Annotated in this window: 13 protein-coding genes; 6 read left to right on the top strand and 7 right to left on the bottom strand. The window is 63.4% G+C overall.

Annotation, left to right across the window (positions count from 1 at the left end; genetic code table 11):
- Positions 1-7 precede the first annotated feature (7 nt).
- Positions 8-1462, bottom strand: coding sequence for an NAD-dependent succinate-semialdehyde dehydrogenase (locus AC1DVN_RS19370; protein ID WP_024487185.1), 1455 nt, complete (start codon positions 1460-1462; stop codon positions 8-10).
- Between the two features lie 92 nt (positions 1463-1554).
- On the opposite strand from AC1DVN_RS19370, the gene pgi reads away from it, so the two are divergent.
- On the top strand, positions 1555-3210 hold the full coding sequence (pgi, locus tag AC1DVN_RS19365; protein ID WP_477994133.1) for a glucose-6-phosphate isomerase: 1656 nt from the start codon (positions 1555-1557) through the stop codon (positions 3208-3210).
- Position 3211: 1 nt separating this feature from the next.
- Here pgi and AC1DVN_RS19360 read toward each other — a convergent pair whose 3' ends face one another.
- A complete protein-coding gene (locus AC1DVN_RS19360; RefSeq protein ID WP_020970361.1) occupies positions 3212-4024 on the bottom strand; it encodes an FAD:protein FMN transferase in 813 nt (270 codons plus the stop codon).
- 891 nt (positions 4025-4915) lie between these two features.
- Between AC1DVN_RS19360 and AC1DVN_RS19355 the strand changes: the two genes are divergently transcribed.
- Positions 4916-5359 carry a helix-turn-helix domain-containing protein gene (locus AC1DVN_RS19355; RefSeq protein WP_019744761.1) on the top strand — a complete coding sequence of 148 codons (444 nt, stop codon included), beginning with the start codon at positions 4916-4918 and terminating at the stop codon, positions 5357-5359.
- A 13-nt stretch (positions 5360-5372) separates the two neighbouring features.
- Here AC1DVN_RS19355 and AC1DVN_RS19350 read toward each other — a convergent pair whose 3' ends face one another.
- The 3 genes from AC1DVN_RS19350 to AC1DVN_RS19340 are packed head-to-tail and all read right to left on the bottom strand — an operon-like array spanning position 5373 to position 7480.
- Positions 5373-6191: an ABC transporter permease gene (locus AC1DVN_RS19350; protein ID WP_019744762.1), complete on the bottom strand. Its 819-nt coding sequence runs from the start codon at positions 6189-6191 to the stop codon at positions 5373-5375.
- Complete coding sequence (locus tag AC1DVN_RS19345; RefSeq protein WP_477994132.1) at positions 6151-7002, bottom strand: ABC transporter ATP-binding protein; 852 nt, start codon at positions 7000-7002, stop codon at positions 6151-6153. Before AC1DVN_RS19345 ends, AC1DVN_RS19350 begins: the two co-directional genes overlap by 41 nt.
- Before the next feature lies 1 nt (position 7003).
- Positions 7004-7480, bottom strand: coding sequence for a MarR family winged helix-turn-helix transcriptional regulator (locus AC1DVN_RS19340; RefSeq protein ID WP_408989328.1), 477 nt, complete (start codon positions 7478-7480; stop codon positions 7004-7006).
- A gap of 124 nt (positions 7481-7604) precedes the next feature.
- Between AC1DVN_RS19340 and AC1DVN_RS19335 the strand changes: the two genes are divergently transcribed.
- Positions 7605-8108 carry a COG4315 family predicted lipoprotein gene (locus tag AC1DVN_RS19335; protein WP_477994131.1) on the top strand — a complete coding sequence of 168 codons (504 nt, stop codon included), beginning with the start codon at positions 7605-7607 and terminating at the stop codon, positions 8106-8108.
- Positions 8109-8111: 3 nt separating this feature from the next.
- Here the strand turns inward: AC1DVN_RS19335 and AC1DVN_RS19330 are convergent, their stop codons facing one another.
- Together AC1DVN_RS19330 and AC1DVN_RS19325 are read right to left on the bottom strand one after the other, a co-directional pair.
- On the bottom strand, positions 8112-9434 hold the full coding sequence (locus AC1DVN_RS19330) for an NAD(P)/FAD-dependent oxidoreductase (RefSeq protein ID WP_019744766.1): 1323 nt from the start codon (positions 9432-9434) through the stop codon (positions 8112-8114).
- Complete coding sequence (locus AC1DVN_RS19325; RefSeq protein ID WP_019744767.1) at positions 9434-10186, bottom strand: SDR family oxidoreductase; 753 nt, start codon at positions 10184-10186, stop codon at positions 9434-9436. The genes AC1DVN_RS19330 and AC1DVN_RS19325 overlap by 1 nt, the downstream gene beginning before the upstream one ends.
- 82 nt (positions 10187-10268) lie before the next feature.
- On the opposite strand from AC1DVN_RS19325, the gene AC1DVN_RS19320 reads away from it, so the two are divergent.
- From AC1DVN_RS19320 to AC1DVN_RS19310, 3 genes are read left to right on the top strand one after another with little or no spacing between them, the layout of a single operon-like run.
- Entirely contained in the window at positions 10269-11678 is a 1410-nt protein-coding gene (locus tag AC1DVN_RS19320; protein WP_029536867.1) for a dihydrolipoyl dehydrogenase family protein, read from the top strand.
- Between the two features lie 29 nt (positions 11679-11707).
- Positions 11708-13237: a carboxylesterase/lipase family protein gene (locus tag AC1DVN_RS19315; RefSeq protein ID WP_019744769.1), complete on the top strand. Its 1530-nt coding sequence runs from the start codon at positions 11708-11710 to the stop codon at positions 13235-13237.
- Positions 13234-14706: a carboxylesterase/lipase family protein gene (locus AC1DVN_RS19310; protein ID WP_477994130.1), complete on the top strand. Its 1473-nt coding sequence runs from the start codon at positions 13234-13236 to the stop codon at positions 14704-14706. The genes AC1DVN_RS19315 and AC1DVN_RS19310 overlap by 4 nt, the downstream gene beginning before the upstream one ends.

The following is a 14706-nucleotide window of genomic DNA, read 5'->3' as shown; positions in this document are numbered from 1 at the left end:
GTGTGTATCAGTTCTCGAGCGCGATGTACTTCGTGTTCAGGTATTCCTCGATCCCCTCGGTCCCGCCCTCGCGGCCGAATCCGGATTCCTTCACACCGCCGAACGGCGCTGCCGCGTCCGAGATCACTCCTCGGTTGACGCCGATCATTCCTGATTCCAGTGCGTCGGAGACCCGAAGCGCACGGTCGAGATCCCTCGTGAAGATGTACGCAGCCAATCCGAACTCGGTGTCGTTGGCGGCCGCGATGCCTTCGGCTTCGGTGTCGAAGCCGGTGATCGCGGCAACGGGTCCGAACACCTCTTCCTTCAGTATCCGCGCGCTCGCCGGAACGTCGGCCAACACCGTGGCCGGATAGAAGTAACCCTCACCACCTGGCGCTTTACCGCCCAGTCGAACCTTCGCCCCGGCATCCACCGCATCTGCAACCAACTCTGCGACCGTGTCGAGCTGGTTCTGGTTGATCAGCGGGCCGAGCTTCGTCTCCGGGTCGGTACCCGGTCCCATCGTGAACGCCGCCATCTTCTCGGTCAGCTTGGTCGTGAACTCCTCACGCACGGCGTTGGCGACATGGAACCGGTTGGCGGCGGTGCAGGCTTCGCCTCCGTTGCGAAGCTTGGCCAGTACCGCACCCTCGACTGCCTTGTCTACGTCCGCGTCGTCGAACACGACGAAGGGCGCATTGCCACCCAATTCCATCGACGTGCGGAGCAATCGCTTCGCGGACTTCTCCACCAGCATCTTGCCGACGCCGGTGGACCCGGTGAAGGTGAGCTTGCGCAGTCGAGGGTCGTCGATGAGAGGGCCGGTCACTTCACCGGATTTCGATGTCGGCAACACCGAGAGGACTCCGTCGGGCAGCCCTGCTTCGGCCATGAGCTGAGCGAGCAGCAGCATCGTCAACGGGGTCTCCGAGGCGGGCTTGACGATGATCGTGCAGCCGGCGGCCAACGCCGGTCCGATCTTGCGGGTGCCCATCGCCAACGGAAAATTCCAGGGAGTGATGGCCAGACACGGTCCGACCGGCGCCTTGGTGACAAGGATCCGGCCGTTGCCCGCCGGCGCCGGCGTGTAGCGCCCGCCGATGCGAACGGCCTCCTCGCTGAACCACCGGAAGAACTCGGCGCCGTATTTGACCTCGGCACGGCTCTCGGCGAGTGCCTTGCCCATTTCGAGGGTCATCAGCAGCGCCACGTCCTCGGCGCGCTCGGTGATCTTCTCGAAGACGGCTCGCAGAATTTCACCACGCTCGCGCGCAGGTGTGCTCGCCCACTTCGACGAGACGGCCACGGCTTCGTCGAGAGCGCGCAGCGCGTCCGCGGGGCTCGCATCGGCGACGTCGGTCAACGATTTTCCGGTCGCCGGATCCGCCACCGGGAAGGTCGCGTTGTTCTCCGCGGGCACGAACCGGCCGCCGACGAACAACTGGGTGGGAACTGATCGAATGAATTCGAATGTGTCCATGGGTTCCATGATGCTCGTCGGAGCCGCGTCCGTCTGCCCGCCAGCGAGACTCACGCGGAAGTTTCCAGCTTGTGCCACTAAAGTCGATGATCGTGAGCACTGACATCACCGGAACCTCAGCCTGGCAGAAACTGCGCGCTCATTACGCCGACATCGAAGGCGTTCACCTGCGAGAACTCTTCCAGGACGATCCAGCCCGCGGGCGAGAGCTGACGATCGACGCCGGTGATCTTCACATCGACTACAGCAAGCATCGCGTCAGCCGCGAGACTCTCGCGCTACTCGTCGAGCTGGCCCGCGAGGCCGGCGTCGAGGCACGACGCGACGCGATGTTCGCGGGCGATCACATCAACAGCTCGGAAGACCGAGCCGTGCTGCACACAGCACTGCGTCTGCCGAAGGATTCTGCTCTGACCGTCGACGGTCAGGACGTCGTCGCGGACGTTCACGAAGTTCTGGACGCGATGGGCGCTTTCGCGGATCGGGTGCGCAGTGGCGAGTGGACGGGCGCCACCGGCAAGCGCATCCGCACCATCGTCAACATCGGCATCGGCGGTTCCGACCTCGGGCCCGTGATGGTCTATCGCGCGCTACGGCACTACGCGGACGCCGGGATCAGCGTTCGGTTCGTCTCCAACATCGACCCGGCCGACCTGGTCGGGCAGCTCGACGACCTCGATCCGGAGACGACGCTCTTCATCGTCGCGTCCAAGACGTTTTCCACCCTCGAGACGCTCACCAACGCGACGGCGGCAAAGCGTTGGCTGTTCGCCGGTCTGGGCAGCGAAGACGTCTCGGCCGTAGCCAAGCATTTCGTCGCAGTCTCCACCCATGGTGATCGCGTGGCGGAGTTCGGCATCGACACCGCGAACATGTTCGGATTCTGGGATTGGGTCGGCGGGCGCTACTCCGTCGACTCGGCGATCGGACTGTCGGTCATGTGCGCCGTCGGACCCGTTCGTTTTGCCGAATTCCTCGACGGTTTCCACCAGATCGACACGCACTTCCGAAACCAACCGCTCGAGCAGAACGCGCCGGTTCTCCTCGGGCTCATCGGGCTCTGGTACTCCAACTTCTTCGGCGCTCAGTCCCGCGCAGTGCTGCCCTACTCGAACGACCTGTTGCGCTTTCCCGCGTACCTGCAGCAGCTGACCATGGAGTCCAACGGCAAGTCGGTGCGCGCCGACGGCTCACCGGTGACCACGTCCACCGGTGAAATCTTCTGGGGCGAGCCGGGAACCAACGGCCAACACGCGTTCTATCAGCTCCTGCATCAGGGCACGTGGCTCGTGCCCGCCGATTTCATCGGCTTCGCGGAATCCACCGACGATCTGCCGACGGCGGACGGCACCGGATCCATGCACGATCTGCTCATGAGTAACTTCTTCGCTCAGACAAAGGTTCTCGCCTTCGGCAAGACTGCCGAAGAAATCGCTTCAGAGGGCACGGCCCCGGAGTTGGTGCCGCACAAGGTGATGCCAGGCAACCGGCCTTCGAGCACCATCCTGGCCAAGGAATTGACGCCCTCGGTCGTCGGTCAGTTGATCGCACTCTACGAGCACCAGGTATTTGTCGAAGGTGCTGTGTGGGGTGTCAATCCGTTCGATCAGTGGGGCGTCGAACTCGGCAAGACGCAGGCACTGGAACTGGGACCTGCACTCTCCTCCGAAGAGGCACCCCGCGACCTCGGCGACACGTCCACCGACGCACTCGTGCACTGGTACCGCAAGGAGCGCGGACGGGCCTGATTCACGCGGCAGCAGGGCCGAACCAACTCTCCGTCGCGTACACACGTCCGGATCGGTCGACGAGCCGAGCGCGAAGCTCTTGCTGTTCAACCCATTTGATGGCGCTGATACCCCGGATCAACGCTGCTTCGCTCGCGGCGTACGCCCACACCGCGTCGTCCGCTATCACCGAGACTTGCGCCCATTCCGTGGAGGGACGCTCCTGGTTCGGCTCCCAGGAGGGCAGCTCTACCGCCCGCGCCGTCGCCATCGCGGTTCCGTTGATCAGTTCGACTTCCTCGCTGCCCGGCACCGGAATCTGCCAGCCACCGGCCGGTGCATGGCCGGCCGTGGCGATCACGTCGCCGATCCGTACGGCAACACCACATTGCAGTTCGGCAGCCACGATCTGCGCGGCGCGATCGACGGTGTCTGCCTTGGCAACTCCGGTGATGTCGAACGACGCACCCCAGGGCGCGTACACCACGTCGCCGTCGAGCTGTACGTCCTCGAACGTCGGGGTCGGGTGGACCGGAGGGATGGACTCGTCCTCGGAGTAGTTGTCGGCAAGCGGATTGACTGCCCCGCCGGTCATACGGGCCGCCCACAGCGCCGACCGCAAGAGAGCAGACATACGCCGAGTCACTTTGACCGGAGTTCCCTGAGCGAGGTTGACGGCGTGAATCTCGGCGTCACCCCGGCGAAGGTCGCACACCGCCTCGGTCTCGTCGATGGCAGCTGCGATCAACGCGTGCGCAGTGGGCAGCGCAGCGCCTTCGGTGACATCCACCTCCACGGCGGAATCCCACATCGCCCACTTCTCGACACTGACCATGTCAGTCCTGCCCTTCGAACACACCGCGTTGTAACCAGTATGCGCCGGTCAGCAAGCCCCGTGCCATAAGCCGCTTCCGAGGCCGAGGCACGCATCCTGCAGGAGGAGCAGCGCACGGCAGGGGCTGATGGTAGATCTGTGCGACAGAATTGCCGCCCTCCCTGTGCAAGCCGCGAAGTCCTTCGAAGGGTCCTGACACGCACCCGATGTCGACGGACGTCGACTACTACCGGCGCAGCGGGCTATTCCGATCCGAAAGACGCAGAGGCGACGCTCGACATGTCGTGCCGGGACGCTGCGCCTCGAGCTCGGTCTGCCGCAAAACACGTCCGGGCGACGCTGATATCACCGCAGGAGATAGCGGCGACTGACGAGAAGCACTGTGTTCCAACGTCGATGACATACCAATCGGCCGCTTTCGACGCGCGCCACTTTCGACAGGTCGACACACCTGCCCGCTCACTCTCGACTGCCGAGAAAATACGCGCCCATCACTACGTGCGAGCGTCGAGCAGAGCACCGAGAAAGAGTTCCGAACACGCGGCGCGCCAACCGCCGGAGAGAGTGACGCCCGGCGCCCGGCGACAGCGCTCGCACGTTACAGACAGGGCCACAATGCATCGACGCAGCTACATAGGACCGGCCGAAAGAACCTGCAGCACAACGGCGTAACCACCGACATTTTGCTTATACGCCACCCGCACGCCCGTTGGCAAAACGAACGGTCAGTACGCGGCGTAAATCACATACTTTACAAAGTCTTTGGAATCTCTCCGCGCCAAATATCCGCAGGTGAAAGGACTTTCGACCGGAGTCCAGAATAACCGTGTCGTCTACTATGTGAAAACTGCGAAGTAGCTGTGACGCTGGGTCACGCTCGAGGGAGGAATTGTGACCGATTCATTCAAGGACCGCTTGAACGCCTTGTACCCGGCCACAGCCCCGAGACTCACCAACGCACAAGTTGTGGAAGCCCTTTCACAACGCGGATGCAAGATTTCGACACCGTACCTCTCTCAGCTCCGGAGCGGTGTGCGCACAAATCCGTCAGAGCAAGTCGTTTTGGCATTGGCCGATTACTTCGGCGTAGCAGCAGAGTACTTCTTCGGCCCGACGCCTCGCCAAGATCCCGAACTGATTCCGGAAGAAGACCGTTCGGTTGTCGAAGAGTTCCACGACAGCGAATTGCGTTCTCTGGCTATGAAAGCGGTCGATCTCTCCCCTGAATCGCAGGACCTACTCTCGTCGATTGCGGAGAAACTTCGCTCGTCCGAAGGACTCCCGGCCGTACCTCCGGATTGCAGCACGTACGCCCCACCGTTCACTCGTGACTGATCCAGCGCGAAGATCAGCGAGTCAAGCGGCCCAATAGTGCCGAGGCGGTGACGATTCCGAGCAGCGCTGCCCCGATCAGCACGCCGAAGTCGACGACATAGTTGGTCGGCATTCCGATGAGTAGACCGCGCAGTGCTGACACCTCGTAGCTCAGCGGGTTGATGCGGCTGAGCCACTGAACCCACGTCGGCATGAGTTCGACCGGGTACAGCGCGTTGGACGCAAAGAACAATGGCATGGTGATTGCCTGCCCGATGCCCATCAATCGATCTCGTTTGAGCACGATTCCCGCGATCGCAACCGACAAGCAGGCAAAGAACGCGGAACCCAGGACAACGACCAATACGACCCCGAGCAGTTTGAGCGGGTTCCACGTCATACTCACGCCCAACAGCGCCGCCACGATGACGACCACCATTGCCTGGGCGACTGCGCGGATCCCGGCGGCGAATGCCTTACCTGTCACCAATGCTGCGCGCGGCGTCGGCGTGACCATCAATTTGGTGAGGACTCCCGCGTCACGCTCCCAGATGATCTGGATTCCGTAGAAGATCGCAACAAAAAGAGCGGACTGCGCGATGATGCCCGGCGCGAGAAAGTCGAGATACGGTACGTCGCCAGTCGGGATCGCTCGGATATGACTGAACGTCTGGCCGAAGATCACCAACCAGAGGATCGGCTGGATTGCGCGCGTGACCAATTCAGATCGGTCGTGCCGCAACTTCTGAACTTCCACGAGGCAGAATGTGTAAATTCTCGAGAGCAATCGAGCGAAACCGTTGGTAGTGGGATCAGCCCAAGCGGCGCGCTGTGCGACGGGCACTGCGGACATCGCGGAGACCTCCTGACTTGTCGCCGGTGAGATCGTCGCCGGTGTAGTGACGGAACACGTCTTCGAGAGTGGCCTCCGGCCCCAGTTCGGCGGCCAACTCGCTCGGCTCGCCCACCACCCGAAGTTCACCGTGATGCATCAACGCAACACGATCACACAGCTCCTCGGCTTCTTCCATGTAGTGCGTCGTCAGCAGCACAGTCATGCCGTACTGCTTCTGCATCTCCGCCACTCGCTGCCAGACGGATTCGCGGGCAATGGGATCCAGCCCCACCGTCGGTTCGTCGAGTACCAGCAGCGACGGTCGGTTCACCAGCGCCTGTGCAAGTTCGAGCCGTCGCACCATACCGCCGGAGAAACTCGACGCCAGGCGATCGCCTGAATCGAGCAGGTCCACCATCTCGAGCGCCTGGTCGACGCGCTCGCGTAGTTCGGACCGCGGAACGTCGTACAGTCGCGCGAACCAGGTCACGTTCTCGCGCGCGGTCAATGCGCTTTCGATCGAGAGCTGTTGTGGCACGTATCCGAGGTAGCGCCGAATGGTCATCGCCTCGGTACGAACTGAGCGACCGAGAATCCGAATGTCACCGTCTTGCAGAGGAAGTAACGTGTTGAGCAACCTGATCGTCGTAGTCTTTCCTGCGCCGTTGGGACCGAGCAGGCCGAAACACTCCCCCGCATTGATGACCAGACTCAGGTTGTCCACCGCGCGGTGGTCGCCGAACTTGTATGTAACCGAGTCGATCTCGACCGCGTGTGCGCCGGGGTCGGGTGAACCTGCCGCTCGGCTCTTCCACCACTGTGTCAGCATCTCACTGCCCCTCACCTTCTGATCCGGCTGCTGCCAGAGCGCTCGCCAATCGCGACAGGGCTGGTAGCGCAGCCTCGATCCTCGCCCTGTCTTCTCCGGTCAGACTCGACAATGCCTGACCGACAATCACACTCCGGCGATCACGCCACACTTCGACGCGGGCGCGCGCCTCGTCCGAGAGGACCAATCGCGCGACGCGTCGATCAGCCTCGTCGGCAACCCGTTCGATCACTCCATCGTCGACGAGCTGCCGAACCAGGGTGGACACCGTGTTTGCCGCGACACCCAATCGCCCGGCAGCCTCAGCCACCGACAGACCCGGGTTGCGCCGTAGCAGCCTGACGAGTTCGATTTGGGCGCCGGCGAGCGGTCGTTCCGCAAACGGTCGCCCCGATGCCTTCCTCGTACCCCGGCGCAATTGCCCGAGCGTCTCCAGGACATCATCCGAAAGCCTGTGATCTGCTCCGATTTCATCCACACCTCACAATAGCTCTGTAACAGAGCTATTGTCGAGGAATCCGGACGCCCGGCGTTTTCAGCTCGTCCGCAACGGGTATCCCCGATTGCTTGTCCCGAGCACTCCCGCCCAGAACGGAGACGTCATGCGCAGACAGTGGTTGTTCGCGACGGTTGCGAGTAGCGCCCTGATCCTCACCGGTTGCTCGCCCGACGCCCTCGATTCCGGGGACAGCGCAGACAACGTCACTGCCATTGCGACGTCGCTGTCGCCACCCGCCGCCGCTGATGCACCCCTGCTGAAGACCGCCGACTCCCCACTCGGGACGATCGCCGTCGACGGCGAAAACATGACCGTCTACGTCTACAACCCGGACGAGGAGAACTCACAAGCCGGGTCGTGCGACGAAGCGTGCCTGCGTTACTGGCCGGCGGTCACCTCGGTCACGGATTCGCCGATCGTCGAAGGAATCGACGCCGTCATCGACACTGTCGACGGGCCTGAAGGATCTTTCCAGATCACCGTCAACGGCAAGCCCGTCTATCGGTACCTCGACGACAAGGTTCCCGGAGACATGCTCGGACAGAGCGTCGGCAGCCTGTGGTGGATGATCGACGCCGCCGGAAACCCCGTGTTCAAGACTGAGTAACCCTCAGTTGTACGGCTGCCGCGCGGTTTCGGGGTCGCCGTACGTGATTGCCCGTTCCCGACGCGTTTTCGACGCCAGGGTTGCGCCCCAGTTCAGCACCGTGCTGGCGCGATTGCGGAACCCCGCGAGGAACGCGATGTGGATGATTCCCCATGACACCCATCCGATGAACCCGGACAACTGGACCGGCCCTGCCTGAAGCAACGCGTGGCGTCGCGAAATGTAGGCCGCGGTTCCAAGATCGCGGTACTTGAACGGTTTTCGGCTGGGCACGCCGTTTTCCACCGTTGCAGCGATCCGGGCACCGACGTGCCGACCACCCTGCATCGCGACCTCGGCCACCCCGGCAAGTTTGTCCCGCGACATGAGGTCGCCCACCACGTAGACGTTCGGGTGGCCGGGAACGGTCAGATCGGCTTCCACCTCGATGCGGCCTCCGCCGACCTGCTTCACACCCAGCGCCGTGGCCAGTGCCTCGGCGAACGGCACTGCTTCGACGCCCGCGGTCCATAGAATCGTGCGAGTCTCGTACTGCCGCTTCTCTTTTGTCTTCTTGTCCGTCGTCTCGATGCTGGTCTCGCACACGTCGGTGACGTGCACGCCGAGGTGAGTCTCGACGCCGATCCCGTCGAGAGTACGTTTGGCGGCGGCCGAGAGCTTGCGACTGAACGAAGGGAGCACCCGATCGTCGCCGTGGAAGAGCAGTACCCTTGCCTCGTCCGGGTCGATGGACCTGAACTCGTTTGTGAGCGCGTGCATTGCCAATTCGCGGATCTGTCCGGCTAATTCGACGCCGGTGGGTCCGCCGCCCGCCACGGCGAATGTCAGCCACGGTCGACGTTCTTCCGCTGTCGGGAGCGATTCGGCCATCTCGAACGCAGCAATGAGACTGCGTCTGATCGCCAAAGCGTCGTCGAGGGTTTTCATGCCGGGCGCCCATTTGATGAACTCGTCCTGACCGTGGTACGACTGGCGCATTCCAGCCGCCACGATCAGGTAGTCGTACGGCAATTCGAAGGTCGACCCGTCGAAGCGACTGGCAGTCAGTGTTCCGGCGTCCGCGTCCACCGACTTGGCCTCGCCCAGAACGACGTTCGTGTTCTTGTTGTCCTCGAGCAGATGTCGCAGCGGACTTGCGATCTGCCCTTCGGAGAGCAGACCCGTGGCGCACTGGTAGAGCAGGGGCTGGAAGACGTGGCTGGTCCCTCGGTCGATCAGAACCACCTCGACGTCGGCCTTCTTGAGTCGTCTCGCTGCGTACAGTCCACCGAAGCCGCCACCGACGATCACTACGCGGGGCTTACCGTTCGAGATGTGGATGCTCATCAGACAAACCTCGCTGTCACGGAGTTGGGCAGGAATCGTAGGGCCGCATCTATCCCTTGCCACTTGAGGCCGGGTAGCGCCGCTCGGGTGGTTTCCTTCTCGATGGCGTCGACCATGGCACTGACGCCTTCGTCCAAACTGGCCATGAGCGCTGCGTCGTCGCCGGCGCCGGCGGACATGTCGGTCTTGATGAAGCCCGGCAGCAGGGTGGTGACGCGAATAGGTGTGCGCGCCAACTCGATACTGAGCGCCTCACCCAGAGCCGCTACCCCGGCCTTGCTTGCCGAATAGGCCGCTTTTGGCCCGGGTAGCCCCCGATCCGCGCTGATCGAGGACACGAGAACGAGGTGTCCGGCGTCCTGCGCGCGGAATATCTCGAGCGCAGCTTCACACTGCGACAGCGCGCCGACAAAATTCGTCTGCGCTGTTGCAAGATTCGCGTGCGCTTTTCCGGTTCCGATCTTGGCGCCCTTGCCAAGCCCGGCGTTCACGATCACCCGGTCCAGGCCACCCAACTCGTCGCGCAGCTCACCGAAAACCCGGACGACGGAATCGTGTTCGGTCACATCGAGTTCGCGCACTGCGACGCTGATCGACGGGTACTGCGCCACCAGCTCCCCACGCAGCGTGTCGAGACGATCCGTCCGCCGGGCACACAACGCGAGGTCGCGACCGGCCGCGGCGAATCTCCTGGCCATCTCCTCACCCAGACCCGAACTGGCACCGGTGATCAAAATCTTCTGCCGCGTCATGGGTGCAACTGTAACCATCTTCGAGTTCTCGTACCCGGCGGTAACCGAGCGAACTCGGACCGATCCGACATACCGTGGAGCCATGACCGACGAATTCGATGTCATCGTGATCGGCGGTGGGCCCGCCGGCGAGAACGCCGCCGCGTACGCCATCGCCGGAAGTAATCGCACCGCCGCAATCGTGGAACACGAACTGGTCGGCGGTGAATGCTCGTATTGGGCCTGTATGCCCAGCAAGGCGCTACTGCGCCCGGGGCAGGTCCTCGAGGCGGCCGACGCTTTGCCCGGGATCCCGGCCGGACCGCTGGACGTCGAGGCCGTCCTGAAACGGCGCGACTCGTTCACCCACAACCACGACGATTCGTCGCAGGTCGACTGGGCCACCTCCGTGGGAATCACCGTGATCAAAGGCCACGGGGTGATCGACGGCGAGCGCGCTGTGACCGTCGACGGGACCCGTAAGCTCCGCGCCCGCCAAGCCGTTGTACTCGCCACGGGCACAACTGCCACTGTCCCGAAGACGCCGGGGTTGCGTGAAGCACTCCCGTGGACGTCCCGCGATGCGACCAATCTCCACGAGGTTCCGTCGCGGGTGGCGGTCATCGGCGGCGGAGTCGTCGCAACGGAGTGCGCAACGTGGTTGTCGTCGTTCGGCGCTCACGTGACACTGCTCGTGAGAGGCGATGCTCTGTTGAAATCGGCAGAACCGTTTGCCGGAACGATGGTTGCCGAAGCACTCGGCGCCCGCGGCGTCGACGTTCGACTGAGCACCGCCGTCAACTCGGTGTCGCGACCCGACGCCAAGGACACCGGTGAGGGCCACATCCACGGTGGACCCGTCAGCATCGAGACCTCTTCCGGTGTGATCGAGGTCGACGAGGTCATCGTCGCGGCGGGCCGCGGGCCGACATCGGCCGATCTCGGCTTGTCCGTCATCGGCCTCGAGGACGGCAAGTACGTCACCACTGACGATCACCTCTGTGCCCAAGGTGAGTGGCTCTACGCCGTCGGCGACATCAACGGCCGCTCTCCCCTCACCCACATGGGCAAGTATCAGGCGAGAGTCTGCGGAGACGTCATCGCCGCGCGGGCCGAGAGCCGCGGACTCAGGGGACCTCGCTACACGGCGTCGGCGGACAACGGACAGGTCCCCCAGGTGGTGTTCACCTCACCCGAAATCGCCTGGGTGGGACGCACCGAGAAGAAAGCTCGCGACGACGGCTACGACGTCGAAGTCGTGGAGATCGAACTGGCCGTCGCAGGATCCTCGCTGTTGCGCGACGACTACTCCGGGCGCGCGAAGTTGGTCATCGACAAGGCCACCGACGTGATCCTCGGCGCTACTTTTGCCGGGCCCGAAGTATCCGAACTGGTGCACGCGGCGACAATCGCGGTCGTCGGCGCCGTCCCACTCGAAACTCTCTGGCATGCGGTGCCCTCGTATCCGACGGTCAGTGAGGTCTGGCTTCGATTGCTGGAGGCTCGCCGCTGACGCGATCCCGAAGTACGTATAGTCGCGACATGGCGTCCGACATACTTGTGACCACAGCCGACGGCACCCTACGCGGCCGCCGGGTGGGAAAACTTCGAGCCTGGCGCGGAATTCCCTACGCCCGGCCGCCGGTCGGAACACTGCGTCTGACGCGGCCACAGCCGGTCACACCATGGACCGGAGAACGCGACGCGACCAGGTTCGGCGACGCCTCGGTCCAGCACAAGAAGGGGCTGCTGCTTTCGCCCGGGAAGTACCAGCCGAGCAGCGAGGACTGTCTGACACTCAACGTGCTCGCTCCAGCGAACGCCGGTAACACCCCGCTTCCGGTCATGGTCTTCATCCACGGTGGGGCAAACACCATCGGGACCTCGGCTACCGGCTTGTACTCCGGTGTGTCCCTCGTCGAACGCGGCGACATCGTCTACGTCTCGATCAACTACCGCCTCGGTGCTCTGGGGTACCTCGATTTCACACCCTTCTCCACGGCCGAGCGGGCATTCGATTCCAACCTCGGACTGCGCGATCAGGTCGCGGCCCTGCAATGGGTGCAGCGCAATATCGCTGCCTTCGGTGGGGATCCTGAAAAAGTCACGATCTTCGGTGAATCCGCCGGAGCCACTGCCGTCACCACCTTGATGGCTACTCCGGCTGCCAAAGGACTGTTCGCTGGTGCGATCGCCGAGAGTTCGGCTCCTGATCTGGTCTCGAGCACGCAGCGATCGCACGCCTGGGGCGCGCGTTTCGTCGAGATCCTCAATTCCGGTCTACCGCCCGCGAAGGCTTTGACCTCGGCGACTGCCGTCGAATTGGGCCGAGCAGGCAGCAGACTCGGTGCCGAGGTACTGGCGAACACGCCTGGACTACATCCCTTCGGTCCGGTCGTCGACGGCGACTTCCTGCCGCGCTCCCCCTTGGACGCAGTCAATGAAGGATCGGCACACCAGGTTCCGATGATCATCGGCACCAACAGACGGGAGGGAACGCTGTTCCCGAAGGTGCTCGACGCACTCCCGACCAACCCGTCGCGCATCGACACCATGTTCGCTCTCACCGATCCCGAGGCCGGAAAGCGCATCCTCGCAACCTATCCCGGCTATCCCGACGAGCAGTCCGCGATCGATGTCGGTGGAGACGTCACGTTCTGGCACCCTTCAGTGGAGTTGATGCAGGCTCACGCACAATCGGCGCCGACGTACGCCTACCGATTCGACTTTGCGCCGACCATGATGCGTTGGCTCGGCCTCGACGCCACTCACGGTTTCGAGATGTTCGCGGTCTTCGGTATCGGCGACACCCTTGTCGGGCGCGGCCTCACCCTTCCCGGCGGTCGGCGCGGACTGCGCGCAGTCACCGAATCCGTTCAGGGACACTGGCTTCACTTCGCCAAGCACGGCTCGCCGCGTGGGTCGTGGCCGCGTTACGACGCGCAGGAGCGTAGGACCATGATCTTCGACGAGATCGTCCGCGTCGAGAACGATCCCAGACGTGAACAACGCTTGGCCTGGTCGGGATACAGCGGTTACCGTAGCCACGGCACCGACATCTCCCTACCGTGACGAGCCCCCTCGAGATCACTCTCGATTCCGGGGTCGTACGCGGGCGCCTCGATCGAGGACTGCGCACCTGGCGAGCAATCCCCTACGCAGCGGCCCCGACCGGCCGCTCGAGATTTCGCACACCACAGCCGGTCGAGGCTTGGAATGGTGTCCGCCCGGCGGAAGCATTCGGCTCTCCGTCTCCGCAGCGCAAGAGCAACTTCGACGAGAACTCACTCTTCGTCAATGTCGTGGCCCCGCAGGTACCGTCGGATTCGTTGCGACCGGTCATGGTCTTCATTCACGGCGGCGCGTACAACGGCGGGAATCCGTCGACGCCCATGTACCGCGGAACGAGCCTGGTCGAACGTGGCGACATCGTCTACGTCTCGATCCAATATCGTCTCGGCGCGTTGGGCTACCTCGATTTCAGTGAGTATTCCACTGCTGAACAATCATTCGACACGAACCTCGGATTGCGCGATCAGATCGCCGCACTGACGTGGGTCCAGCGCAACATCGCCTCTTTCGGTGGCGACCCGAACGCCGTCACCGTCTTCGGTGAATCGTCCGGCGCCAACGCTGTCACCACTCTGATGGCAACGCCCGCGGCCCGAGGGTTGTTTGCTCGGGCCCTTGCTCAAAGTCCGTCGGCTGCTTCGGCATACGGAAAGGATCGAGCGCAGCGATGGGCGCGCGAGTTCCTCGAGATCGCAGACGCACCGGAAACCGATCCTGCCTCGTGGCTGCGCTCCGCTTCGGTGAAGGAACTGGTCGACGCCGGCGAAGAACTTGCGCGACGCGGCGCGGACGAAGAACCCGGAACACGGGCATTCGCCCCTGTAGTGGGTGACGACATTCTTCCCGAACACCCGCTCGACGTGTTCGCCGCCGGACGGGCCCACCCCGTTCCGCTGCTCGTCGGTTCGAATCTCCATGAGGGGCGGATCTTTCCGCGCGTTCTCGACATCTTGCCTACCAACCCGGTTCGGATCGAGAAGATGTTCTCCCACACCACCCCTGAAGTGAAAGCACGTGCGCTCGCGGCGTATCCCACGTATCCGCATCGTTTCGCTGCCGCCGATCTCGGCGGCGACATCACCTTCTGGGAACCGGCAATACTGTGCGCACAGGGCCATTGCCAGGTAGCTCCTACCTACAGTTACCGCTACGATTTTGCGCCTCGCCTGCTCAGACTCATCGGCATGGGCGCTACCCATGCCACCGAATTGCTTGCGGTCTTCGGCCGTTCGGATGCACTCACCGCGGCCTTGACCGCGGTCGGTGGACGTCGCGGACTGGCCGCGGTGACCTCCACCGTGCAGCGCCACTGGATCCATTTCGCCCGACACGGAGTGCCGGACCAGGATTGGCCCGCCTACTCCGTCCCGGAGCGGCAAACGATGATCTTCGACGAGACGTCCAGAGTGGAGAACGACCCGATGGGTGAGCGTCGACGCGCCTGGATCGGCTACGAGCACCGACGCTGA

This window comes from Rhodococcus sp. P4_E4 (assembly GCF_056401575.1).
This window is presented reverse-complemented; position numbering and strand designations above follow the sequence as displayed.

What these genes read in the sequence shown, in the direction of transcription:
- AC1DVN_RS19350 (WP_019744762.1), bottom strand. Translation starts at nt 6,191, where the DNA reads ATGTCCGCAGTGCCCGTCGCACAGCGCGCCGCTTGGGCTGATCCCACT.
- AC1DVN_RS19330 (WP_019744766.1), bottom strand. Translation starts at nt 9,434, where the DNA reads ATGAGCATCCACATCTCGAACGGTAAGCCCCGCGTAGTGATCGTCGGT.
- AC1DVN_RS19345 (WP_477994132.1), bottom strand. Translation starts at nt 7,002, where the DNA reads ATGCTGACACAGTGGTGGAAGAGCCGAGCGGCAGGTTCACCCGACCCC.
- AC1DVN_RS19325 (WP_019744767.1), bottom strand. Translation starts at nt 10,186, where the DNA reads ATGACGCGGCAGAAGATTTTGATCACCGGTGCCAGTTCGGGTCTGGGT.
- AC1DVN_RS19315 (WP_019744769.1), top strand. Translation starts at nt 11,708, where the DNA reads ATGGCGTCCGACATACTTGTGACCACAGCCGACGGCACCCTACGCGGC.
- AC1DVN_RS19335 (WP_477994131.1), top strand. Translation starts at nt 7,605, where the DNA reads ATGCGCAGACAGTGGTTGTTCGCGACGGTTGCGAGTAGCGCCCTGATC.
- AC1DVN_RS19360 (WP_020970361.1), bottom strand. Translation starts at nt 4,024, where the DNA reads ATGGTCAGTGTCGAGAAGTGGGCGATGTGGGATTCCGCCGTGGAGGTG.
- AC1DVN_RS19370 (WP_024487185.1), bottom strand. Translation starts at nt 1,462, where the DNA reads ATGGACACATTCGAATTCATTCGATCAGTTCCCACCCAGTTGTTCGTC.
- AC1DVN_RS19320 (WP_029536867.1), top strand. Translation starts at nt 10,269, where the DNA reads ATGACCGACGAATTCGATGTCATCGTGATCGGCGGTGGGCCCGCCGGC.